At 64.3% G+C, this 23,296-nt stretch carries 19 protein-coding genes and 4 pseudogenes; 9 read left to right on the plus strand and 14 right to left on the minus strand.

What is annotated here, in order from left to right:
• Positions 1 to 104 precede the first annotated feature (104 nt).
• The 3 genes and pseudogenes from tcuA to ALC15_RS24760 form a co-directional block, all read right to left on the minus strand.
• Positions 105 to 1,504, minus strand: a pseudogene (tcuA, locus tag ALC15_RS24750) (FAD-dependent tricarballylate dehydrogenase TcuA).
• Positions 1,505 to 1,583: 79 nt separating this feature from the next.
• Positions 1,584 to 2,906, minus strand: coding sequence for an MFS transporter (gene tcuC / locus ALC15_RS24755; protein WP_050629521.1), 1,323 nt, complete (start codon positions 2,904 to 2,906; stop codon positions 1,584 to 1,586).
• Positions 2,907 to 3,068: 162 nt separating this feature from the next.
• On the minus strand, positions 3,069 to 3,968 hold the full coding sequence (locus ALC15_RS24760; protein ID WP_050629522.1) for a transcriptional regulator GcvA: 900 nt from the start codon (positions 3,966 to 3,968) through the stop codon (positions 3,069 to 3,071).
• Positions 3,969 to 4,086: 118 nt separating this feature from the next.
• Between ALC15_RS24760 and ALC15_RS24765 the strand changes: the two genes are divergently transcribed.
• Together ALC15_RS24765 and ALC15_RS24770 are read left to right on the plus strand one after the other, a co-directional pair.
• Positions 4,087 to 4,290: a DUF1127 domain-containing protein gene (locus tag ALC15_RS24765; protein WP_050629523.1), complete on the plus strand. Its 204-nt coding sequence runs from the start codon at positions 4,087 to 4,089 to the stop codon at positions 4,288 to 4,290.
• A gap of 66 nt (positions 4,291 to 4,356) precedes the next feature.
• Positions 4,357 to 4,980 (plus strand): GNAT family N-acetyltransferase, encoded by a 624-nt coding sequence (locus tag ALC15_RS24770; RefSeq protein WP_050629524.1) that lies wholly within the window; start codon positions 4,357 to 4,359, stop codon positions 4,978 to 4,980.
• 121 nt (positions 4,981 to 5,101) lie between these two features.
• On the opposite strand, the gene ALC15_RS24775 is transcribed toward ALC15_RS24770, so the two are convergent.
• Both ALC15_RS24775 and ALC15_RS24780 read right to left on the minus strand, forming a co-directional pair.
• Entirely contained in the window at positions 5,102 to 5,932 is an 831-nt protein-coding gene (locus tag ALC15_RS24775) for an enoyl-CoA hydratase (protein ID WP_050629525.1), read from the minus strand.
• A gap of 158 nt (positions 5,933 to 6,090) precedes the next feature.
• Complete coding sequence (locus ALC15_RS24780; RefSeq protein ID WP_050629526.1) at positions 6,091 to 6,792, minus strand: SDR family NAD(P)-dependent oxidoreductase; 702 nt, start codon at positions 6,790 to 6,792, stop codon at positions 6,091 to 6,093.
• A gap of 71 nt (positions 6,793 to 6,863) precedes the next feature.
• On the opposite strand from ALC15_RS24780, the gene ALC15_RS24785 reads away from it, so the two are divergent.
• Together ALC15_RS24785 and ALC15_RS24790 are read left to right on the plus strand one after the other, a co-directional pair.
• The gene (locus ALC15_RS24785; RefSeq protein ID WP_050629615.1) at positions 6,864 to 8,645 is read left to right on the plus strand and encodes an acyl-CoA dehydrogenase family protein; all 1,782 of its coding nucleotides are present in this window, start codon (positions 6,864 to 6,866) and stop codon (positions 8,643 to 8,645) included.
• A 52-nt stretch (positions 8,646 to 8,697) separates the two neighbouring features.
• Positions 8,698 to 9,786, plus strand: coding sequence for a Zn-dependent alcohol dehydrogenase (locus ALC15_RS24790; protein WP_050629527.1), 1,089 nt, complete (start codon positions 8,698 to 8,700; stop codon positions 9,784 to 9,786).
• Positions 9,787 to 9,952: 166 nt separating this feature from the next.
• On the opposite strand, the gene ALC15_RS24795 is transcribed toward ALC15_RS24790, so the two are convergent.
• The 5 genes and pseudogenes from ALC15_RS24795 to mbfA all read right to left on the minus strand — a co-directional run bounded on the left by ALC15_RS24795 (position 9,953) and on the right by mbfA (position 14,467).
• On the minus strand, positions 9,953 to 10,306 hold the full coding sequence (locus ALC15_RS24795) for a nuclear transport factor 2 family protein (protein WP_050629528.1): 354 nt from the start codon (positions 10,304 to 10,306) through the stop codon (positions 9,953 to 9,955).
• Between the two features lie 184 nt (positions 10,307 to 10,490).
• Positions 10,491 to 11,963 (minus strand): amidase, encoded by a 1,473-nt coding sequence (locus ALC15_RS24800; protein WP_050629529.1) that lies wholly within the window; start codon positions 11,961 to 11,963, stop codon positions 10,491 to 10,493.
• An 82-nt stretch (positions 11,964 to 12,045) separates the two neighbouring features.
• Positions 12,046 to 12,576 carry a cytochrome b gene (locus ALC15_RS24805; protein WP_050629530.1) on the minus strand — a complete coding sequence of 177 codons (531 nt, stop codon included), beginning with the start codon at positions 12,574 to 12,576 and terminating at the stop codon, positions 12,046 to 12,048.
• 37 nt (positions 12,577 to 12,613) lie between these two features.
• The gene (locus ALC15_RS24810; RefSeq protein WP_128089578.1) at positions 12,614 to 13,480 is read right to left on the minus strand and encodes a hypothetical protein; all 867 of its coding nucleotides are present in this window, start codon (positions 13,478 to 13,480) and stop codon (positions 12,614 to 12,616) included.
• Positions 13,481 to 13,496: 16 nt separating this feature from the next.
• Positions 13,497 to 14,467: pseudogene (gene mbfA / locus ALC15_RS24815) on the minus strand (iron exporter MbfA).
• A 167-nt stretch (positions 14,468 to 14,634) separates the two neighbouring features.
• Here mbfA and ALC15_RS24820 point away from each other — a divergent pair.
• Complete coding sequence (locus ALC15_RS24820) at positions 14,635 to 15,357, plus strand: hypothetical protein (RefSeq protein WP_050629531.1); 723 nt, start codon at positions 14,635 to 14,637, stop codon at positions 15,355 to 15,357.
• Between the two features lie 74 nt (positions 15,358 to 15,431).
• Here ALC15_RS24820 and ALC15_RS24825 read toward each other — a convergent pair whose 3' ends face one another.
• The gene (locus ALC15_RS24825) at positions 15,432 to 15,809 is read right to left on the minus strand and encodes a hypothetical protein (protein ID WP_050629532.1); all 378 of its coding nucleotides are present in this window, start codon (positions 15,807 to 15,809) and stop codon (positions 15,432 to 15,434) included.
• A 106-nt stretch (positions 15,810 to 15,915) separates the two neighbouring features.
• Positions 15,916 to 17,062, minus strand: a pseudogene (locus tag ALC15_RS24830) (alpha/beta fold hydrolase).
• A 163-nt stretch (positions 17,063 to 17,225) separates the two neighbouring features.
• Between ALC15_RS24830 and ALC15_RS24835 the strand changes: the two are divergent.
• Positions 17,226 to 17,696, plus strand: a complete 471-nt coding sequence (locus tag ALC15_RS24835; RefSeq protein ID WP_244486246.1) for a hypothetical protein — start codon at positions 17,226 to 17,228, stop codon at positions 17,694 to 17,696.
• 87 nt (positions 17,697 to 17,783) lie between these two features.
• Here ALC15_RS24835 and ALC15_RS24840 read toward each other — a convergent pair whose 3' ends face one another.
• Both ALC15_RS24840 and ALC15_RS24845 read right to left on the minus strand, forming a co-directional pair.
• A complete protein-coding gene (locus ALC15_RS24840; protein ID WP_050629534.1) occupies positions 17,784 to 19,328 on the minus strand; it encodes an acyl-CoA synthetase in 1,545 nt (514 codons plus the stop codon).
• A gap of 185 nt (positions 19,329 to 19,513) precedes the next feature.
• A complete protein-coding gene (locus ALC15_RS24845; RefSeq protein WP_050629535.1) occupies positions 19,514 to 20,686 on the minus strand; it encodes an acetyl-CoA C-acetyltransferase in 1,173 nt (390 codons plus the stop codon).
• A gap of 249 nt (positions 20,687 to 20,935) precedes the next feature.
• On the opposite strand from ALC15_RS24845, the pseudogene ALC15_RS24850 reads away from it, so the two are divergent.
• The 3 genes and pseudogenes from ALC15_RS24850 to ALC15_RS24860 all read left to right on the plus strand — a co-directional run bounded on the left by ALC15_RS24850 (position 20,936) and on the right by ALC15_RS24860 (position 23,293).
• A pseudogene (locus ALC15_RS24850) lies at positions 20,936 to 21,519 on the plus strand (TetR family transcriptional regulator).
• A 46-nt stretch (positions 21,520 to 21,565) separates the two neighbouring features.
• Positions 21,566 to 22,324 carry an SDR family NAD(P)-dependent oxidoreductase gene (locus ALC15_RS24855; protein WP_050629536.1) on the plus strand — a complete coding sequence of 253 codons (759 nt, stop codon included), beginning with the start codon at positions 21,566 to 21,568 and terminating at the stop codon, positions 22,322 to 22,324.
• Positions 22,325 to 22,486: 162 nt separating this feature from the next.
• Positions 22,487 to 23,293 (plus strand): enoyl-CoA hydratase/isomerase family protein, encoded by an 807-nt coding sequence (locus ALC15_RS24860; RefSeq protein ID WP_050629617.1) that lies wholly within the window; start codon positions 22,487 to 22,489, stop codon positions 23,291 to 23,293.
• Positions 23,294 to 23,296: the final 3 nt, after the last annotated feature.

The following is a 23,296-nucleotide window of genomic DNA, read 5'->3' on the forward strand; positions in this document are numbered from 1 at the left end:
GGCTCTCCAGGCACCGTGCTCTTGGAGACTCCCCCTCACCTGTATCGTATCTTCGATGCGATACGGCCTCTCCCCGCAGGCGGGGCGAGGTAAGCAAGGCGGTATCAGTTCCGCGCATTCTTCGCCGCTTCCCGTCCGGCGACGCGGCCGAACACGCTGCCGATGGTCATGCCGATGCCGGCGGCATAGCCCTTGCCGAGCACGTTGCCGGCCATGATCTCGCCGGCGGCGAACATGTTGGCCGACGGCTTGCCGTCCTTCATCAGCATCCGCGACTGCTTGTTCACGCGGGTACCGAGATAGGTGAAGGTGATGCCGGGCCGCACCGGATAGGCGAGATAGGGCGGCGTCTCGATCCTGCGCGCCCAATGCGTCTTCGCCGGCGTGATGCCTTCGGTCCGGCAGTCGTCGAGGATGGTGTGATCGAACGTGCCGGTCTGCACCGCGGCGTTGAAGTCGGTGATGGTCTTTTCCAGCGCGGCCGCGTCGAGCTCGAGCTTGCCGGCGAGCTCGGCGATCGTCGCGCCCGCGATCGGCGGAAACAGCGTCGGCATGAAGCTCGTCACGACAGTCGAATCGAAGATGATGTAGGCGATCTGGTCCGGTTGCGCGGCGACCAGGCGGCCCCAGATCGCGTAGCGCTTCGGCCAGATGTCCTCGCCCTCGTCGTAGAAGCGCTCGGCATGCTTGTTGACGACGATGCCGAACACCACGGAGTCATGCCGCGTGATGATGCCACCGTCGAACTTCGGCGCGCGGGCGTCGATCGCGACCGCGTGGCACTGCGTCGGATCGCCGATCTCCTGCACGCCCTTGGCCAGCAGCATCTTCAGGATCGCGCCGCGATTATAGGGCGTGCCGCGGATCAGGAAATTGTCGGCGGCCTCGCCCCAATATTCCTTCAGCCATTCGATATTGGCCTCGAAGCCGCCGGCGGCCGCGACCAGCGTCGAGGCGCGCACCTCGGTCCGGCCGCCGACCGGTTGCTTCAGCTGCGCCGAGAGAAACATGCCGTGCTCGATATTCAGATCGATCACCTCGCATCGTAGAGGATATCGACGCCGAGCTCCTCGGCGGTGCGATACAGCGCGTTCAGCATCGCACGGCCGCCGCCGAGGAAGAACGAGTTGGTGCGGCCGAGGCTGAGCGTGCCGCCGAGCGAGGGCTGCCAGCGCACGCCCTGCTCGACGATCCAGTTCAATATGTCCTTGGACTCGTGGATCATGAAGCGGGCCAGTTCCTCGTTGGTCTGGCCGCCGGTCACCAGCAGCAAATCTTTCCAGAATTCCTCCTCGGTGTATGGACCGGTGAGAATCTCGGTCGCCGCGTCATGGGCGCAGCGCATGTTGCGGGTGTGGCGAGTGTTGCCGCCGCGGTAGAACTTCGGGGCGCCTTCCAGCACCAGCACAGAGGCGCCGGCGCGCCGTGCGCTGATCGCAGCGCAGAGGGCAGCGTTGCCGCCGCCGATCACCAAGACGTCGAACCTGCGCGTCAGATCAACCATGCGCTCTTGTTATCGTTGTTGGCATGGAAAGCAACATGCCGGGGCAGGCGATCGGCCTGCCCCAATTGCATGCTGAAGATCAGGCCGCCACCGTCTCGCGCTGCTCGACGGTCCGGCCGCCCCGATAGACGATCAGGGCCGCGATGATGCCGAGCGCCGCGCCGAACATCAGCCAATAGGCCGGAGACGCCTTGTCGCCCGTACGTGCGATCAGCGATGTCGCCGCGAAGGGGGTGAAGGTGCCGAACAAGCCCGCTGCCAGCGCGAACGCTATCGAGAAGCAGGTGGTGCGGACGTGCGCGGGCACGATCTCGACCAAACATCCCAGCATCGTGCCGCTGTAGACGCCGAAGTAGAACGACAGCATCATCTGGACCGCCAGCAGCTTTCCGAGCGTGGGCTCGTGCGAGAGCCAGGACAGCGCCGGGTAGGCGGTCACGAACGACAGGCACGCGATCGCGATCAGCACCGGCTTGCGGCCGATCCGATCCGAGAGGGCCCCTCCGACCGGATTCCAGATGAAATTCGTCACCGCGACGAGCAGGGTTACGAGCAGGGTTCCGGTCGCCGAGAGATGGAGCTCCTTGCCGAAGCCGGGCGCGTACACCGTGATGAAATAGAAGGTCGTGGTGGTCAGGACCGCGATCATCATGCCGAGGATGACGATGCGCCAGTTCGCGAGGGCCGAGGCGAACACTTCGCTCGCGGTCGGATGTTTCTTCATGGCCAGAAAGACCGGAGTTTCCTCGAGCGACCGCCGCAGCATGAAGATGACGGGAATGATCAAACATCCGACAAAGAACGGGATACGCCATTTGGCGATGCCGCCCATGGCATCCAGGAACGTGTCGCCCGGAATCGCTTCTCTCAATATGAAGCCGAGGATCGCTGCGACGAAGATCGCCACCTGCTGGCTGGACGATTGGAACGACGTGTAGAAGCCGCGATTGCCCGGCGTCGCGATCTCGGACAGATAGACGGACACGCCGCCGAGTTCGACGCCGGCCGAGAAGCCCTGGATCAGGCGGCCAACCAGGACGATGATCGGGGCGGCAATGCCAATCGCGGCATAGCCTGGACAGAACGCGATCACGACCGTGCCGAGCGCCATCAATGCGAGCGTCACGATCAGGCCCTGGCGGCGGCCGATGCGGTCGATGTAGGAGCCGAGCACGATGGCGCCGACGGGGCGCATCAGCGCGCCGAGCCAGAACACGCCATAGGCATTGAGCAGTGCCGCGGTCTCGTTCTGGGCGGGAAAGAACGCCTTAGCGATGTCCTGCGCATAGAAGCCGAACAGGAAGAAGTCGAACTGTTCGAGGAAATTGCCGCTGGTCGCGCGCAGGATGGCGCCGAGGCGCGATTTGACTTGCGGGACTTGCGATGAACTCGACTGCGACATAACGCCCTTTCCTCCCCGTGGCAAAACGGCCGGCGCAAATTGTCTCGCCGGCCAAGGCAGTTGACTGCCGTATGCGGCAATTTGGCACGCCCGTCCGGCGTGACCAACCCGAAATCGCGCCGCCGCTATCGGAAAAAAGCCGTAGAGACTGCGTGCGCCGCATCAGGCCGCGGTATGCGCCGTGGCGCCGAGCCAGGAGCGGAATGCCGACAGCTTCGGTGAATCGGCGCGGCCCTGCGGTGTGACCAGGTAGAACCCGGCGTCCGCCGGCAGTGCGATCTTGAAGGGAACCACGAGACGGCCCTTGGCGATGTCGTCCTGCACATAGGAGGTGCGGCCCATCGCGATGCCGATGCCGTCGATCGCGGCCTGGATCGTCACGAACAGCAGGTCGAAGGTCACCCCCGGCTGCTTGGAGATGTCGGTCGCAAGGCCCGCCGCAGTCAGCCACAGCCGCCAGTCGTCGCTGTTGGCGTTACTGGTGTGCAGCAGCACGTGATCCCTGAGGTCTTCGGGGCATTTCAGCGGTCTGGTTCCCTGCAGTAGCGATGGGCTGCACACCGGAAACAGCTCATCCGCCATTAGCCAGTCGGCGCGCAGGCCCGCCCATTGGCCGCGGCCATAGCGGATCGCAGCGTCCACCTTGTCGCGCTGGAAGTCGACCAGGCTGGTCGAGGTGGTGATGCGGACGTCGATGCCGGAATGCGCCTCCTGGAAGGCGGACAACCGCGGCAGCAGCCACTTGGCCGCGAGGGATGCCAGCGTCGAGACGGTGAGCACGTGATCGTCGTCGCGGCGCAGCAGGCGGTCGGTCGCGAGCCTGAGGTCATTGAAGGCGGCGCGGATACCGGGGAGGTATTCGGCAGCCTCCGGCGTCAGGCTCAGCGAGCGGTTCTGGCGGATGAACAGGCGGACGCCGAGCTCTTCCTCGAGCCGCCGGATCTGATGGCTGATCGCGGTCTGCGTCACATTCAGCTCGGAGGCCGCCAGCGTGAAGCTCATGTGCCGTGCGGCGGCCTCGAATGCCCTGAGGCCGTTCAGCGAAGGCAGGCGGCTGGTCATCTCTGGCACGTCTCCAAATGCATGACTTTAATTCATGCGAAGCGGTACAAAGTGTCGTTTGTGAACGGGCCGAATAGCTCCGATATTACCGCCAACAGGTTACCGATAGGAGCCGCAAATGTCCATTTTCACCCATGAATCGATGACAAATCATCATATGCCGGGCCTTTTGCATCAGGTCGGCGAGACCCTTCACGTCTGGTGGGAGCGCTATGAGCGCCGCCGCGAGCTGTCGCAGTGGACCGAGCGCGACCTGCACGACATCGGCATGTCCCGCAGCGACATCGTATTCGAGACCGAGAAGCCGTTCTGGCGGGCCTGAGGAGGACGCCTTTGCCGGCGCCGCCTCTATGAGGGGCGCCGGCCAATTTTCACCGAGGAGCGTGTCATGACTGCGCTGCATCTCGACGATCTCAAGCAATATTCTGACGTGCTGCGCGCCAAGAACGGCAGCGAGATCAAGGTGCGCTTCGTCGAGCCGCGCGACCGCGAGGAGCTGCAGAGCTACATCCGCTCGCTCTCCGCGGGGTCCCGTTACAACCGCTTCCTGGGTGCGTTGAACGAGCTGCCGAAGACGGAGCTCGAGCGTTTCGTTCACGTCGGCGAGGCTGACCGGTTCACGGTGGTCGCGACGATGCTGGTCGATGGTTTCGAGACCATCGTCGGCGAAGCCCGCTACGCCTTCCATGCCGATACGTCGAGCGTCGAGTTCGGCCTGTCGATCGATGACCGGTGGCAGGGCCACGGCATTGGCAAGGCGCTGCTCAAGAATCTCGAATGCCGCGCGGCGTCCTTTGGAGCCGAGCGCATTTTCGGCGACACGTTGCGGTCCAACGCGACGATGATCGGCCTCGCCCGCAAATCGGATTACGCCTTCACTGCTAGCCCCGGCGACTGGAAGCTGGTGCGCTTCTCGAAAGAGATCCACGTTGAACCGCAAGACATTCCCTGTGCCAGCTGGCGGCTTGCCGCCACTTCCCGCTTGGCCGCGATGTCCTCGCTTGCGGTTTGACTGACTAGGCCCGGTTCTGGCCCCTCCAGAACCGGGCCCTTTTCTTTTTGAATGCTGTTACGGCTTGCTTCGCTGTCGCCTCTCCCACAAGGGGAGCGGTGACTTCAAAGGCGCTACGCGGCTAGCTCCCCCGGAACACCGGCTTGCGCTTCTCGATGAAGGCCTGCACCGCCTCCTTGTGATCTGATGTCGTGGTCAGGCGGATCAACCGCTCGGCCTCGTGGTCGCGTGCGGTGGCGAAGTCGAACTGCAGTGCTTCGTCGAGATTGTCCTTCATGTAGCGCAGCGCCAAGGTCGGGCCTTCGGCGATCGACTTTGCCAGCGCAAACGCCTCGTCGTGCAATGCCTCGTCCGGCACCACGCGGTTGACGAGGCCGATTTGCTCACACCTTGCCGCATCGACCTTCTCGGAGGTGAACATCAGCTCGCGGGCGCGCGAGGTCCCGACCAGGCGCGTCAACAGCCAGGCCATGCCGTAGTCGCCGCTCAGCGCCACGCGCAGGTAACCAGTCGAGATGAAGGCGGATTGCGCCGCGATCCGGATGTCGCAGGCCATCGCGATCGCAAGGCCAGCGCCGACCGCGGGGCCGGGCAGTGCGGCGATGGTCGGCTTGCGCACCGAGGCGAGCGCGCCGGTGAGCAGGCGCTGGCGCTCCTGCAAATCCGCGACCTTGTCCTCATAGGACATTTCGAGCTTCTTCGGGTCGCGATTGGCGCCCATGCCCTTGACGTTGCCGCCGGCGCAGAACGCCTTGCCGGCACCGGTGACCAGCAGCACGCCGACCTCGGGATTCTCGCCGCAGGTTCGGATCATCGTGCGCAACGCCGGCGTCAGCGTGTCCGACAGCGAATTGCGGGCATCCGGGCGGTTCAGCGTGATGATGGCGACGCGGTCGCGGATCACGCAGAGCAGTTCGTCGGTGCCGGTTTCGATCTTGATTTCAGCGGTCATGTTTCCTTCCCCTGTTTCCTTCGTCATTGCGAGGCGCGAAGCGCCGAAGCAATCCACTTCACCGCTTGTGGTGGATGGATTGCTTCGCTCCGCTCGCAATGACGAGTGCGGCGGATGGTGCCCCTGAACGTTACGCCGCTTGCATGATCTCCGTCATCTCAAAACTTCTCAACCCAGGGCCGCAATTCCAGCTCCCAGGTCCAGGCGCTGCGCGGCTGTTGCAGCACGTTCCAGTAGCTCAGCGCGATCGCGTCGGGATCGAGCATCGAGTCCGGCTTGTCGGCGGGCTCGGTGCGGGCGGCGCTGCGGATGCCGCCGTCAATCACGAAATGCGCGACATGGATGCCCTGCGGCGACAATTCGCGCGCCATGCTCTGCGCCAACCCGCGCAATGCGAACTTGCCCATCGCGAACGGCGCCGATTGCGCGTAGCCCTTCACGCTGGCGGAGGCGCCGGTGAGCAGGATCGCGCCTTTCTTGTTAGGCAGCATGCGCTTCGCCGCCTCTTGCGCCACCAGGAAGCCGCCGAACGCCGAGACCGCGATCGCCTGCTCGACCTCCGAAGGCACCAGTTCAACGAACGGCCCGCGCGAGCGGCCGGAGGCGTTGTAGACCACGATATCGGGTGTTCCGATCTCGCGCTCGACCAGACCAAACAGACGCTCGACATCCTCGGCCTTGGAGGTATCGCAGGCATAGGCCTTCGCACCGGTTTCGGTGCAGAGCGCGCCGAGCTTCTCGATGCTGCGGGCGCCCAGCGCCACGCGAATTCCCTCCCGCGAAAATAGCCGCGTCAGCGAGGCGCTGAGGCCCGCGCCGGCGCCGACGATCAGGGCGATCTTGTACTTTGGAATATCCATTGGGCTTTCCTTTGCTCGGCCGGAGGAGGATAGTCGTGCCCAAACAAATGAGCACCGCAGCCGGGAATTCAATGCAGCCGCACAAGCAGGATCCGAAAACGTCGTCCGCCAGTCAGCCGGGCCTGCTGGCGCCCGATACGACGGGAATGAATTTCTACCGGGCCGATCCCGCGCTGACTGATCTTCTCAAGCTGCATCTGCCCGAGGCGTTGTTCCGCCACATCGAGCCGCATCTCGACCGGCTCGGCGGCCTGGCCGGCGGCTATCTCGACGAATGCGCGCGGCTTGCCGACCGGCACACGCCGGTGCTGCACCAGCGCGACAAGTTCGGCCGCGACGTGCAAACAATCGAATATCATCCGGCCTATCGCGAGATCGAGAACGCCGCGTTCGGCGAGTTCGGTATTCATGCGTTGTCGATCCGCAAGGGCATCATGGGCTGGCCCGACAAATATCCAGTCGTCGCCAAGCACGCCTTCACCTTCCTGTTCAACCAGACCGAATTCGGCATGGGTTGCCCGATCAACGTCACTGACGGCTGCGCCAAGCTGCTCAATAATTTCGGCAGCGAGGCGTTGAAGGCGAAATATCTCGACGGCCTGACCCAGACCGACATGAGCAAGCTGACCCAGGGCGGCCAGTTCATGACCGAGAAGGAGGGTGGATCCGACGTCGGCACGCTGACCACGCGCGCGGTGCAGGACGGCGACCACTGGCGGCTCTACGGCGAGAAATGGTTCTGCTCGAACGCCGACGCGAAGGTGGTGATGCTGCTGGCGCGGCCGGAAGGTGCGGGGCCGGGCACGAAAGGCGTCGGCCTGTTCCTGATGCCGCGCTTCCTCGATGACGGCTCGCAGAACCACTACCGGATCGTGCGACTGAAGGACAAGCTCGGCACCCGCTCGATGGCGTCGGGCGAGATCAAGTTCGATGGCGCGATCGCCTACGCGGTCGGCAAGCTCGACCGCGGCTTCGTGCAGATGGCCGAGATGGTCAACTCGTCGCGACTGTCCAACGGCGTGAAATCGACCGCGCTGATGCGTCGCGCCTGGCACGACGCCGTCACGGTGGCGCGGGGCCGCGTAGTGTTCGGTCAGCGCATCATCGATCTGCCGCTGGCGCGGCGTCAGCTGATGAAGATCATGCTGCCGACGGAGCAGGCGCTGTCGATGAGCTTTCTGACCGCCGACGCGCTCGACCGCGCCGAAGCCGGTAGCCAGGACGCGGCGGCGCTGCTCCGCATCCTGACCCCGACGTTGAAATTCCGCGCCACCCGCGATGCCCGCAAGGTCTGCGGCGACGCCATGGAGATGCGTGGCGGCATCGGCTACATCGAGGAATTCGTCACGCCGCGGCTGCTGCGCGATGCCCATCTCGGTTCGATCTGGGAGGGCACCGGCAACATCGTCGCGATCGATGCGTTGAAGCGCGCGATCGGACGTCATGGCGCCGACAATGCGCTCGCCGCCGATCTGCATGCGCGGCTCGATGACAGCGCCAACGTGCCGCAGGCCTGGCGCAACCGGCTGCGTGAGCTCAGCGACCGCGCGATCGGGTTTGCACGCGAGGTCGCGGGCCGCATCGACAATGAGGGCGACGCGCGGCGAGCGACAAGTCTGCTCTATCATGTCGCAAGCGCGGTGGCGCTGGCATGGGAAGGCGGACGCATCCATGAGATGCGCGGCGACGCGCGCCGGTTGTTGCTGTCGCGGATGGTGGTCGATCACCGCGTGATGCCGGGCGATCCGTTCCGGCTTGCGGAAAATACCGTTCAGCGCAGGATGACCGAGCACCTGCTCGGCGATCGCGCGATCGGCATGGCCGAGGTTGGCGAATTGCTCGTCGCAGCGTAGGCTGCGCACGAGCGCACTTTTCAAACAATCAAAAACGTCAAGGGAGACCCCGATGAAGGCCGCCGTCCTGCATGAAGTCAATCAGCCGCTGGTGATCGAGGATGTCAGCGTGCCCAATCCGGGGCCGCGCGAGGTCCTGATCCGCACCGCGGTCGCGGGCCTCTGTCATTCCGACCTGCATTTCATGGAAGGGCTTTATCCGCATCCGCTGCCTGCGGTCCTCGGCCATGAATCGGCCGGCGTGGTCGAGAAGGTCGGCTCCGACGTCAATTACGTGAAGCCCGGCGATCACGTCGTGACTTGTCTGTCGGTGTTCTGCGGCACCTGCGACAACTGCACCACCGGCCGCACGGTGCTCTGCACCGACACCACGGTGAAGATGCTTCCCGGCGCCTCCAATCGGCTGTCCTGGGGCCGGAAGGAGAAGCTCAACCAGTTCCTCAATCTGTCGTCGTTCGCCGAGCAGATGCTGGTGCACGAGAATGCCATCGTCAAGATCAAGAAGGAGATGCCGCTCGATCTCGCCGCACTGATCGGCTGCGGCGTCATCACCGGCTACGGCGCGGTGGTGAACACCGCGAAGGTGACCGCCGGCGAGACCGTGGCCGTGATCGGCTGCGGCGGCGTCGGCATGGCCGCGATCAACGGCGCGCAGATCGCCGGCGCTGGCCGCATCATCGCCATCGACACCAACCCGGCCAAGCTGCAGCTTGCGACCAAGCTCGGCGCCACCGACATCGTCGACCCGGCCCGCGGCGACGTGGTCCAGCAGGTGCGCGAGATCACCGGCGGCGGCGTGCAGCACTCCTTCGAGGTGCTCGGCCGCAAGGACACCGCCGAGCAGGCCTTTGCCATGCTGGCCGCGGGCGGCACCGCGACCATCGTCGGCATGATCCCGTTCGGCCAGAAGATCGAGCTGCACGGCTTCGACTTCCTGCGCGAGCGCCGCATCCAGGGTTCGTCGATGGGCTCCAACCACTTCCGTGTCGACATGCCGCGCCTCGTCGACTTCTACATGCGTGGCAGGCTGCATCTGGAAGATTGGATCTCGGCCAAGCTGAAGCTCAGCGAGATCAACGAGGGCTTTGCCAACATGAAAGCCGGCAAGACGCTGCGCAGCGTGATCATGTTCGATAGCTGAGATTGTTTCGTCCCGGCTCTAGTCGCGCAGTTGCGCACGCGAGCCGGGACCGATACGCCGTGGCTGTGCTTTGGGCAGTGGTGGACGGCCTTCTTGGCTAACCACAAACAATGGTGGTTATGGGTCCCGACATTCGCCGGGACGACGGTTGAGATTGTGATCGGGTTCACCGCGCGACGTGCGCGGACACCGCGAGCCATTTCCCGTTCTGCCTCGCCCAGCAATCGGTGTAGCGGCCATAGGCCTGTTCGCCGTCCGCGGTGGTGTAGCTGGTACGGGCGTGGATGATGGCGAAATCGCCGAGGATGCGGATCTTGACGTCCTCGGCCTTCAGGCCCTTGATCTTCACCGGGATCGCCGTCTGCTTCAGGAAGGCGGCGCGGTCGACCAGGCTCTTGTCGGGATTGGAGCAGTAGAAGTCCTGCGCCAGGATTTCATCGAAGCGCTTGACGTCGCAGTTCTGCACCGAGTCGACGTAGTCCTTGTTGAGTTTCGTCAGCTCTTCGAGGTCGTTGCTCATTGGTTTCCTCCCTGGTCCCTTCGACATTGCGAGGCGCCAACGGGTCGCGCGAACGCGCGCCCGATGACAGGCTCGGCGACGAAGCAATCCATGCCTCCGCATGTGCGGATATATGGATTGCTTCTGCCTTCGCCAAAGGCTTCGGCGGACAAGTCGCTTCGCTCGCAATGACGGCGCGCGTCATTCAATCGTTGAACATCTTCGGCGGCGCGAAGCCGCCGAACTCGCGCTCGATCAGCTCGGCGAGCTTCAGCGGCGTGCGGTCCTCCAGCATGGGGCCGACGATCTGCACGCCCACCGGCAATCCGTCGGGCGCAAAGCCGGTCGGGATCGCGGTGGAGGGCAGGCCGGGCAGGGTTGCGATACCGGGCCAGGCGAGCTGGTCGGTGTAGACGTGCGGCTCGCCATCGATCGAAATCCGCCGCTGCTCCTGGTCGGGCGCGTGATCGTGCGGATAGGCCGGCGTCGGCATGATCGGGCAGATCACCGCGTCGAACGATTTGAACAGCTCGCGCCATTGCGCGCGCAGTCGCGAGCGGGCGTAGGTCGCCTGCACCCAGTCGCGATGGCTGAGCGCGATACCGCGGAGCCGCTCGGCCTGCAGGCTGTTGTCGCTGGCAGGCAGCGTGGCCGCCGCGGCGCAGGCGCCGGCATAGACCTCCGGCGGGAAGGACGCCGCAAGGAACGACAGCAGCATCCGCATATAAAGCCGCGAGGACGTCGCGAAATCCGGCAGCAGCGGGCTCGAACGCGATACCTTCGCGCCGGCCTTGTCGAGATTGCTGGCGAGCTTGTCGATGCTGCCGCGAACCGCTCTGTCGGTCGGCAGCACCGGATCGGTGTCGATGACGAGGACGCGGAAATCCTTCAAGTTGGTATGCCGTGCCGCCGGCAAGTCGAGCTTGTAGGCCTTGCCGGCATCGAGCGGATCGGGGCCGGCCATCACGTCGAGCAGCAGCGACAGGTCGGCCGCGCCGCGCGCCATCGGGCCGATCACCGCAAGGTCGCGCTCGTAGATGATCGGCGGCGCCGGCGGTGCGGTGTGGCCGCGCGACGCCAGCAGATTGAAGGTCGGCTTATGCGCATAGATGCCGCAGTGGAAGCCGGGCACGCGCAGTGAGCCGCCGATGTCGGAGCCGAGCGACAGCGCGCCGTAGCCCGCGGCAAGTGCCGCCGCCGATCCGCCGGAGGAGCCGCCCGGCGTGCGGCCGAGGTCGTAGGGGTTGTTGGTGGTGCCGTAGATCTCGTTATAGCTCTGCCAGTCGGCGAGCCCGACCGGCACGTTGGTCTTGCCGAGGATCACGCCGCCGGCATCTTTCACCCGCGTGATCGCGAGCGCGTCCTCGGTCGGCGTAAAATCCTTGTGCGGCGGGAAGCCCCAGGTGGTCGGCAATCCGGCGACGTTGAAGGATTCCTTCACCGTCATGGGAATGCCGAGCAGCGGCCTGTGCTCGCCGCGCGCGATTGCGGCATCGGCGGCACGGGCGGCAGCGAGGCCTCGCTCGAAATCGCGCACGCAGACCGCGTTGACCTTGCCGTCATGGCGCTCGATGCGGCCGATCGCATCCTCCGCGAGCTCCACGGCCGAAACCTGCTTGTTGCGCAGCGCCTCCGACAATTCGACGGCGGTCTTGAAACTCCATTGCGATTTGGCCACGGCGTGCTCCCTGATTTTGGCGGATCATGCGCAGAATGGAGCAGTCGGGCAAGGCCGGCTTGATCGCGATTGCGCCGACAACCTAGCCCGGGAGCATACGCTGCATGATGCGGTCGCGGTAGATCAATAGGTGCACTAGCGCTGTCGCGACGTGGAGGCAGATCAGCACGAGAAGGGACCATTCAGCGGCCTGATGCAGGCCATCGATCGCCTTCCCTGCCGCCGCATTGTCCGAGGCCAGCATAGGCAGCGGCATCATGTATAGGAACGAGACGGTCCAGCCGCGAAATGATGCAAACAGCCAGCCGCTGACGGTCGTTGCCAGCACAAGAACATAGAGCATCCAGTGTACGGCTTCCGAGCTCAGCCGTTGCCAGGCCGGAAGCGTACTCTCCGGCGCAACCGGATGTGTCAATCTCCAGATGAACCGAACCAAGATCAGAACCAGGATGATGATGCCGAACGAAATGTGAAAGGTCATGGCGGCGCCAGGCGCCTGGCCGCGATGAATGTCCGGCATCAGCCAGCCAATCGGATATTGCACGGCCAGCAGGGCGACGATCACCCAATGCAGCAGCTTCGCGGTGGTGCCGTAGTGCGGACGGTCGGTCATGGACTCCTCAAGCCGATTCTGAAGCCGTCCGGACAGTCTAATACGGCGTGCTGCGCGCCGACAGATGCGCCATCGGATTGATGGCTCCGCTCGCGCTGGCGCGCTGGCTGTCCTGCTTCGCTCCGGGCACTGGAAAGGCATAACCAATGATGGTCTTGACGACGAACCGGTCGGATGCGCGGGTCAGGCCGTAGCCGACGCCGAAATCGATGTCGACGTCACCCACCTTGAAGTCGGTCACTGCGAACAAGGTATGCTGCTGTTCGGCGAGGGGGCCGAAATTGCCGATTTTGCCGAAATCGGCATAGTATTCGAGCCCGACATACAGATCGTCCTTCAGCTTGCGCGCCACGCGTGCGGCAGGCGCGAAATCCGCCTCGCCATATCGGCCGAAGCCGATATCGACGATCGGGTTGACGATGAATTCATAGTCCGCATTGCGCACGCCGACGATCGGCCGGATCTCGAGACCCCAGCGGGTCTGCGCGAATTTCGGCATCTCGTAGCTGAGCTCGAAATTGATGCCGTAGAACAAATTGCGGTTATCGGCGTTGGGCGAGACGAACAGCGTGCGCAGCTTGAAGGCGTCGGACAGGAACTGCCGGTCCTGCACGGCAAACGGCAGATAGAGCCCGAGCTCCCACCAATCCGTCATGCCATAGGCAAATTCCGGCGTGCCGTTGAGGCTGTGGTTGGACGGAAAACCGCCGGGAAAGGGCGGATCCTTCTGGCCGATGCCGACATAGTTGAGATGCTGCTGGACGGTGAGCTGGCCGACCGCCGCGATCCCGGCGTTGTAGACCTGGATTTCGTCGGTTGCTTGTGCCTGGCTGCTGTATCCGACCGCAGCGAGCGCAAGCAGCGCCGCGCCGGCAGTATCTCGATATTGGTGTCGGGATCGCATCGGTGACCTCGCCGTCCTATGCCGCGCCGATCAATATGCCGACCGCGAGCACGATCGCGCCGCCCAGCACGATCTGGAACACCGCCTGCAGGAATGGTGTGTCCATGTAGCGCGAGCGGATGAAGGCGATCGCCCACAATTCGAAGAACACCACGATCCCGGCGATCGCGGTCGCGATCCAGAACGCATTCGCCCACGAATCGGGAACGAGATAGGGGATGGTGTGGCCGAGACCGCCGAGCGTCGTCATCAATCCGCAGGTCATGCCGCGCAGCCAGGGCGAGCCGCGGCCGGTCAGCGAGCCGTCATCGGACAACGCCTCGGCAAAGCCCATGCTGATGCCGGCACCGATCGAGGCGGCGAGGCCGACCAGGAACGTCTGCCAGTTATGATGGGTGGCGAAAGCGGCAGCGAATAGTGGCGCGAGCGTCGAGACCGAGCCGTCCATCAGTCCGGCGAGGCCCGGCTGCACATATTGCAACACGAACATCCGCCGCCGGGTGCGGTCTTCCTCGGCGCGCACATCGGGCTTGAGGATGTCGCCGGTCAGCTTGACCGCGAGTTTCTCGTGGCCCTTCTCCTCCTCGGCGAGATCGCCGAGCAGGCGGCGTACGCCGGTATCCTCGGCCTTCTCGGCGGCTTGGCGTAGAAGCGCTCGGCCTCCAGCTCCATGGTCTCGACTTCCTTGCGGATGGTGTCGAGCGGCAAATTCTTGGTCAGCCAGATCGGTCGCCGGCGCAGGAAGCCTTTGACGTCCTCGCGCCGGATCGGCGGCAGATGCGCGCCGAAGCGCTGCTCGTAGGTTTCGAGCAGCCGGTGGCGGTGGCCGCGCTCCTCCTCCGCCATCTCCTCGAAGATCTTTGCGGTATCCGGATAGCGGCTGGCGAGGTCCTCGGCGAAGGACATGTAGATGCGGCTGTCCTCCTCCTCGGAGGCAATCGCGACCGCCAGCACCTCGCGCTCGGTCAGATCGGCGAAATTCTTCACGGCAGCGCCTTCTTCAGTAAGTTTAGAATTAGAATAATTCTAATATTGTGTGGGGCGGTTCGGGTCAATCCGGACGCCGTTTCGTCGTACCGTTTGTGATCACGATCACGGGAACCGGGTGATCCCTTGCCCGTTCGAGTTCCTGCTGCTCATGACCGGGGGACGCAATGACGACCGTCAAATATCGCCTGAACGACGCGCGCCTGGCGCCGCGGCGGACCAAGCTCGAGATTCCGGGCTGGTCGGGCACACGTGAACCGCGCACCGACGGTTCACGTGAGCAGGTCTGGCATTGCGTACCGTTCTCGGAGGGCGCGCAATACGGGATCGAGCTGTTCTACCCCTACGCCTTCGAACTGCACGTCACCACGCGTGACGGCCGTTTGCATCTTGATGCGGATTGGGGCGAGCCGCCCGACAGCGGCGTGCAGTGGCCGCCATTCCGGAATTTCGGCGACACATTCTACACCTACCAGATCCTGCTCGATCTCAAGGTCGAGCAGGGCATGGCGGTCCGCACCGAGCCGCATCCGCGCTTCTACACCGACCGCACCGACACCGTGCCGATCGCCGTTCCGGCGCTGATCCGCAACTGGTGGCCGATGATGTTCTTCTGCGTGTTCAAGGCGCCGGCCGAAGGGCGCACGCACATCTTCCGGCCGAACGAGCCGTTCGCGCAGATCATCGTGATCCCGGAGGAGGCGAACTTTCAGCTCGAGCCGATGGGCGAGGAGGAAGCCGCCGAGCGCGAATTGCAGGCGCGCCGCATCTACAGCAATCGGCCCAAACTGGCGGCCGGCACCGAATGGACCTCGTCGACCGACACGGTGTTCGACGGCACCTATCGCCATCTCCACCGCGCCGCCAAGGAGAAGGCGCGAGGAGACTGAGGCGTCGTCGCATCATCGCAGGCAAACCAACGGGGCCCGCAGGCCCCGTTGTCGCATCGCCCAACCGCCGCGGCTCAGTAGTCGCGCCGATAGAAGCTGTGGTGATGATGGTGGTGGTGATGATGGTGATGGTATCGCCGATAGCGCGGCACCACGATGACCGGAGGTCCGTAGCCACGATCATAGCCGCGATAGTAGCCATGGTGGTGGTGATGGTGATGATGGTGGTGGTGATAGAACTGCGCGAGCTGGACGGTCTCGCGTGCCGGAGGAGGCGTCGCCTCGTCCAGGGCTTGCAGTTTTGCCGAGGCGTTGGTGATCGGCGCCAGCAATTCCGCGTAGGAGTTCGCCTGTAACACGTCAGTCGGCGCGGGTGCCGGCGCAGCTTGCGCGACCCCGAGCGCGCCTAGCGATGCGACAGCTCCCAACAGTCCGGCAATCTTCTTTTCCATAGTCCTCCTCCAGATCGGTCTGCCGGACAAGACCGGCTGACTGCAACGCCAGGTTCCAGGGAATGTTCCCGGAAATTTCCGGAGCATTTCCCTAAGCGTCAGCTCGCTATTGCGCCGCACGCGCGAGGAACTGGAGCAGCAGCCGGCTCACCTCGTCCGGCTGCTCCTGCTGCACCCAGTGGCCGGCGCCGTCGACCAGATGGCAGCCGATCATTTTGGTACAGGCCTTCGTCTGCATCGCCTCGAATACGCCGGGCCGTTGATAGGTCCCCCAATCCTGTTTGCCGGAGATGAAGGCGGATGGCTGGTCGATGCTACGGCCGCTCCAGGTCTGCAATTCCGCCGTGAATGCGCCTGATGTGCCGCAGCGATACCATTGCAGCCCGCCCTGGAATCCCGTGCGCCGATATTCCGCGCTGTAGTAGGCGAGCTCGCGATCGGGCAGCCAGGTGTTGACGGCGATCGCCTCGCGCGACGGCATCTCCTCGGCGACCGTCGCGGCCATGTCCTTGGCGAGATCCATCACGTAATAGGTCGGCAGTTTTGCCAGTTCACCTGCGGACCATGACTGCAGCGGATACGGCGTGTTGTCTTTCCAGTCCGCGCTCTTGTGATGGTAGTAGGCGCGCAGGAAATCGTGCACGCCCTGCGGCGCGTGATGCATGTCGCATTGGCCGGTCGAGTCGAATAGTACCATTGGTAATGCTTGCGCGGACGCGGCAGCGCGGCGAGGTCGCGATGCACGGGGTCCTCAGTCGCGGCTTCGCCGGTTCGTTGGCGATGTTGAACGGCAGTGACGGCGGACCCGCGAACGGCGCGCTCATCATCACGACGGCGCGGAACACGTCGGGGCGGATCAGCGCGCACCACGCTGCAACCGACGAGCCGAAATCATGCCCGATCACCGCATCGACGTGCTGGTAGCCGACCGCCGCGACCAGTCCGAGCGCATCGCGCACCAGATTGGGCAGGCGGAAAGGGGCGAGATCGCCGTCATAATCCGCGCTCCAGCCCGTGGTGCGGCCATAGCCGCGCTGGTCCGGTGCGATCACGTGATAGCCGGCGGCGGCGAGGACAGGCATCACCTTGCGCCAGGAAAACGCCAGCTCCGGAAAGCCGTGCAGCAATAGCAGACAGGGCCGGCCTGCCGTCTCGAATCCGGATTCCAGCACATGCATGTTGAGGCCGTTGATCCCGTCGACATAGCGCGAGCGGATGGTGGAAGGCAGCGGGACGTCGGGGAGGGCTTCCATCTGGGATCACCTGTTGGGCATCGCCGCACAACCAGCGCATTTGGCTGTATGCTGGCGGTCATTGTCGTGACGATAGCAACTTTGCCCAGGGGGTGCCTACCGCATGCGCCATGCGAGAATTGCAAAGAGGATTGCAAGAGGGACTGCAGGGCTGCCTGGCCGGATGGCGCGCCTCGGTCTGACGGCCGCGGCTGCAAGTCTGGTGCTGATGTCGGCCGCGCGCGCCGCCGACATCAAGCAGCTGACCGAGAAGCTGCCGCGGGCCTATATCGGCGAGTTCCTGTGGGACGGCGACAACACGGTGCAGAACGTCGTCATCACCTTCGACAAGATCAAGGCCCTGAACGAGCAGAATGCGGAGGCGCGCGGCTGCGGTTCATATGAGGTCGGCCGTCACGTGACCAAGATCGGCGTGGAGATGTTTATCCGGCTGTCCGACCTCGAGGTCGAAATCTTCGAACGGTCGCCGGACGACGGGGGAGCGTTCGAGGCCAACGGCAGCCATCGCGGCAAGCTGTCGGCAGATTTGCAGCAGATCGACGCGCAGTGGACCACCACGGCGTCAGGCAAGCACGGCCAGCTGCATCTGCGCGCCGCAGCCTCCGCCGCCTGCGAGCCGGCGGCGGAGTTGTAGGTCTGGGTCGGCAAAGTCCGCAGGTGGGGAGCGAGCGCCGCCCCGATGCACGCTTCACCCTCCCCTGGAGGGGGACGATAAGGAGATCTAGGCCTTCGCCGGAGCCTTCGGCCAATAACGGTCGCGCAGATGGCGCTTCACCAGCTTGCCGGTCGGCGTGCGCGGCAGCTCCTGCTCGAAGTCGATGCTCTTCGGGCATTTGATCGGCGACAGATGCTGCCGGCAGAACGCGATCAGCTCGGCTTCGAGCGCCTTGCCGGCCTTGCCGATGTCGTGCGGCTGCACCACGGCCTTGACCTCTTCGCCCATCTCCTCGTTCGGCACGCCGAACACCGCAACGTCGGACACCGCGGGATGCGTGATCAGCACGTCCTCGGTCTCCTGCGGATAGATGTTCACGCCGCCGGAGATGATCATGTAGCTCTTGCGGTCAGTGAGATAAAGGAAGCCCTCTTCGTCGAGGTAGCCGACGTCGCCGAGCGTCGACCAGCCCTTGGCATTGTAGGCCTTCTTGGTCTTCTCGGGATCGTTGTGATAGCTGAACACAGGCGCGTCGGCGAAATAGACTTGGCCGATCTGCCCGGTCGGCGCTTCCTCGTCGTTCTCGTCGAGGATCTTGACCTTGCCGACCACGGCGCGGCCGACCGTGCCGCGGTGGGTCAGCCATTGCTGCGAGGTCGAGACCGTGACGCCGTTGCCTTCGGAGCCGGCGTAATACTCGATCAGGATCGGCCCCCACCACTCGATCATCTTGGCCTTCACGTCGACCGGGCAGGGCGCCGCGGCGTGAATTGCGCCCTTCAGAGAGGAGACGTTGTAGCGGGCGCGCACCTCGTCGGGCAGCTTCAGCATGCGCACGAACATGGTCGGCACCAGCTGCGACTGTGTCACCTTGTGCTTCTCGACCTGCTTCAGGAATTCCTCGGCATCGAAATGCTCCATGATCACGGAGGTGCCGCCCAGCACCGTCGCCATCATGTTGAAGCGCAGGGGAGCCGCGTGATAGAGCGGCGCCGGCGACAGGTAGATGCTGTCGGCGTTCATGCCGCACATGTCGGCGGTGAGAATCCGCAGGAACGGGTTCGGCACGTCGATCCGGTTGCCTTCGAACTCCTTCTTGATGCCCTTGGGCCGGCCGGTGGTGCCGGAGGAATACAGCATGTCGTAGCCGGCGACCTCGTCGGCAACCGGCGTGGTCGGCTGCGCGGCGGCCTCCTTGTCATAGGAGCGGAAGCCCGGTGCCGGCTCGTCCATCATGTAGAACAGCGGTTCGCCCACCTCGCCCTTGATCAGGCCCTTCACCTTGTCGGCGCATTGCGGCGTGGTGATGAACACCTTCGCCCCACAATCCTTGATGATGTAGGCGATCTCCTCTTCGGTGAGGTAGCGGCTGATCGCCGTGTAATAGAGCCCCGAGCGCTGCGCGGCCCAGCAGATCTCCATGAAGGCAAGGCGGTTCTCCATCAGGAGCGCGATGTGGTCGCCGGGCTTCATGCCGAGCGAGCGAAACAGATGCGCGCCCTGGTTCGAGAGCTCGTCGAGCTCGCGATAGGTGATAGCCTTGCCGCTGCCCGCCATCTGGTAGGCGATCTTGTCCGGATGGTTGCGCGCGTGGATCGACGGATGGGTCAAAGACGTTTCCTCGGGTGATGCGTCGTCCCTGCGAAAGCAGGGACCCATAACCACCGTGTTGTGTTGTTGAAATGAGTTGGGGCCGCAGCCCGGCATAACCACATCGACCTGTGGTTATGGGTCCCGGCTCAAGGCCGGGACGACACCTTTTGCATGGAGGCAGCTACGGCCTCAGCGGAGGCCTCTTACAGCCGCTCGACGATTGTCACGTTCGCCATGCCGCCGCCTTCGCACATTGTCTGCAGGCCGTAGCGCTTGTTGCGCTGCTTCAGGGCATGCAGCAGCGTGGTCATCAGCTTGGTGCCGGATCCGCCGAGCGGATGGCCGAGTGCTATCGCGCCGCCATTGACGTTGAGCCGGGCCGGATCGGCGCCGGTGGTCTTCAGCCATGCGGTCGGCACCGAGGCGAAGGCCTCGTTGACCTCGAACAGGTCAATGTCGTCGATCTTCATGCCGGCCTTCTGCAGCGCGCGCTGGGTTGCCGGCAGCGGCGCTTCCAGCATGATCACGGGATCGCCGCCGATCATGGTGAGATGGTGGACGCGCGCCATCGGCTTGACGCCAAGCGCCTTGAGGCCCTTCTCGTTGACGACCATCACGCCGGAGGCGCCGTCGCAGATCTGGCTGGCGCTGGCCGCGGTCAGCTTGCCGTTCTCGGCGATCAGCTTGACGCCCTTGATACCGTCGAGGCTGGCGTCGAAGCGGATGCCTTCGTCGATATGGTGGGTGTCGGTCGAGCCGTCGGCGCGGGTGATCTTCACCGGCACGATCTCGTCCTTGAAGTGACCCGCTTGCGTGGCCGCAATCGCGCGCTGATGGCTGTTGTACGAGTATTCGTCGAGCTCATCCTTCGACAGGCCGTACTTCTCGGCCATCATCTCCGCGCCGGTGAACTGGCTGAACACGATGTTGGGATACTTCGCCTCGATGCCCGGGCTCTTGTAGTGGCCGAAGCCGTTCTTGGCGGGCAGCGAGGAGGCAAGCCCCATCGGCACGCGGGTCATTGATTCCACGCCGGCCGCGATCACGCAGTCCATGGTGCCGCTCATCACCGCCTGCGCCGCAAAATGCAGCGCCTGCTGCGAGGAGCCGCACTGGCGGTCGATCGAGGTCGCGGGCACGCTCTCCGGCAGCTTCGAGGCCATCACCGCATTGCGCGCGATGTTGGTGGACTGCTCGCCGGTCTGCATCACGCAGCCCATGATCACGTCCTCGACCTGCGCCGGGTCGACGCCGGTGCGGTCGACCAGTGCATCAAGCACGGTCGCGGCCAGATCGGCCGGATGCCAGCCGGCGAGGCGCCCTCCCTTGCGGCCGCCCGCGGTGCGAGCGGCGGCGACGATATATGCCTCGGCCATGTCTGATCTCCCTGAGGTTTTCTTGGGGGTGGTCTTCAAGTTGGGCCGGATTTAAGGGGCGGTCCAGCATTTAGTCAATCAATCAATTAACTCTTGAGTGCAGCCCCGCCATGGGCTTATGTGCGGCCTCGATTTACCGTCGAGACACCAAGCGGGACCAGAGCGCAGTTGAATACCAGCGTACCGACGAAACTCGCCGCAGGCAGAAACGCCACTGCCGACAAGCTATTGGTCGCAGCCAGCGAGCTGATGATCGAACGCGCCTCGATCGAGGTCTCGCTGTCCGACATCGCGCAGAAGTCCGGGGTCAACGCTGCGCTGGTGAAATATCATTTCGGCAACAAGGACGGGCTGTTGCTGGCGCTTTTGGCGCGCGACGCCGCCACCGAGATATCGCAGCTCGAATATCTGCTGGCGCAGCCGATCACGCCGGCGGAGAAATTGCGCCTGCATATCGGCGGCATCATCCGCGCCTACCACCAGTTCCCCTATATGAACCGGCTGATCCATTATCTCCTGCACGAGAGCTCGGCTGGCGCTGCGGACGAAGTGTCGAAATTCTTCGTCGCGCCGCTGCTGGATTTTCACCGCCGACTGCTCGCCGAGGGCATCAAGCCGGCCAATTCCGCAAGATCGATCCGGTGCTGTTCTACACCAGCCTGATCGGCGCTTGCGATCACCTGTTCTTCGGCCGCCACGCAATGTCGCGCGCGGTCGGCGTCGGTCCGGTCACCGACGAGGTCTGCCGCGAATATATCAAGCACATGGAAGCCTTGATCTTCGGTGGCGTGCTCAATCCCGATAAGGAAACGGCAGCGATCGCCGCCGGATAACAAGCTCGAAGTCTAGAGAAGAAACGCCCAAGGAAAGGTTGCTCTCATGCAGTTGAAAGACGTTGCCGTTCTCATCACCGGCGGTGGCTCCGGCCTCGGCGCCGCAACCGCGCGCGCCATGGCCGCCAAGGGCGCCAAGATCGGCGTGATCGACCAGAACAAGGAAAACGCCGAGAAGGTCGCCGCCGAGGTGAAGGGCGTTGCCCTGCACGCCGACGTCACCGACGAGGAAGCGATCAAGGCTGCGATCGCCAAGGCCGAAGCCGCGCACGGCGTCGCGCGCGTGCTGATGAACTGCGCCGGCATTGGCGGCTCGCAGCGCATTATCGGCAAGGACGGAACGTACCCGCTGGCGAAATTCGTCCGCATCATCAACGTCAATCTGATCGGCACATTCAACGTGCTGCGCCTGTTCGCCGAGCGCCTTGCCACCGCCGAGACGATCGGCGAGGAGCGCGGCGTCGTGATCAACACCGCGTCGGTCGCGGCTTATGAAGGCCAGATCGGCCAGATCGCCTATTCCGCCTCGAAGGGCGGCGTGGTCGGCCTCACGCTGCCGGCCGCGCGCGACCTCGCCAGCCTGAAGATCCGCGTCAACACCATCGCGCCCGGCCTGTTCCTGACGCCGCTGCTGATGGGTCTCAACGAAGAAGCCCGCAAGAGCCTCGGCGCCCAGGTGCCGCATCCGGCCCGTCTCGGCGACGCCTCGGAATACGGCAACCTCGCCGTCCACATCGTCGAGAACCCGATGCTCAACGGCGAGACCATCCGCCTCGACGGTGCCATCCGCATGGCGCCGCGCTAACGGCATACTCCGCCGTCGTCCCTGCGAACGCAGGGACCCATACTCCGCGGCGTTTGTAACAGGCAAACCTGGCAGACGCCGCGCAAAACAACAAAAGCCTGTGGTTATGGGTCCCGGCTCGCGCTTCGCTTGGCTGGGACGACGGTCGGGAGGACCATGCGCGTGTCTCAACCGCTGCTGATCGAACATCATGACGGAACAGATTGGGTCACGCTCAATCGTCCCGAGAGCCTGAACGCGCTCGATCCCTCGCTGATCGATGCGCTCAATGTCTATTTCCAGGGCTTGCAGCGCAATCGCGACACTCGCGTCGTGGTGCTGAAGGGCGCCGGCGCGAATTTCTGCGCCGGGCTCGACCTCAAGCACGCGATGGCGCGACGCGGCGGCCAGACCGAACCGCCGAGCGTCACTGACTCCCTGGACTCGCAGCGCCGCATTGCCGACATCGTGATGCTGATGCGGCGTGCTCCGCAGCCGATCATCGCGCTGGTGCAGGGCGCGGCCGCCGGCGGCGGCTTTGCGCTGGCGCTTGCCGCCGACATCCGCATCGCGGCGAAGAACGCGCGCATGAACTGCGCCTTCATCAAGCTCGGGCTCGGCGGCTGCGACATCGGCACCAGCTATTTCCTGCCGCGCCTCGTCGGCGTGTCGGTCGCCTCCGAATTGATCCTGACCGGGCGCTTCATCAACGCCGATCGCGCGCTCGCCGTCGGTCTCGTGTCTGAAGTCGTCGAGGCCACCGATCTCGATAGCGCTGCCAATCCTTGTGTCGATGCGATGATGACAGCCTCACCGGTCGGTCTGCGCCTCTCGAAGGAATGCATCAACATGAGCGTCGATGCCGGCTCGATCGAGGCCGTGATTGCGATGGAGGATCGCAACCAGGTGCTGTGCAGCCGCTCGGAGGATTTCCAGGAGGGCATCAGGGCCTTCCTTGAGAAACGAAAGCCTGTCTATATCAGGCGCTGAGAA

Source organism: Bradyrhizobium viridifuturi, from assembly GCF_001238275.1.
Classification (GTDB): domain Bacteria; phylum Pseudomonadota; class Alphaproteobacteria; order Rhizobiales; family Xanthobacteraceae; genus Bradyrhizobium; species Bradyrhizobium viridifuturi.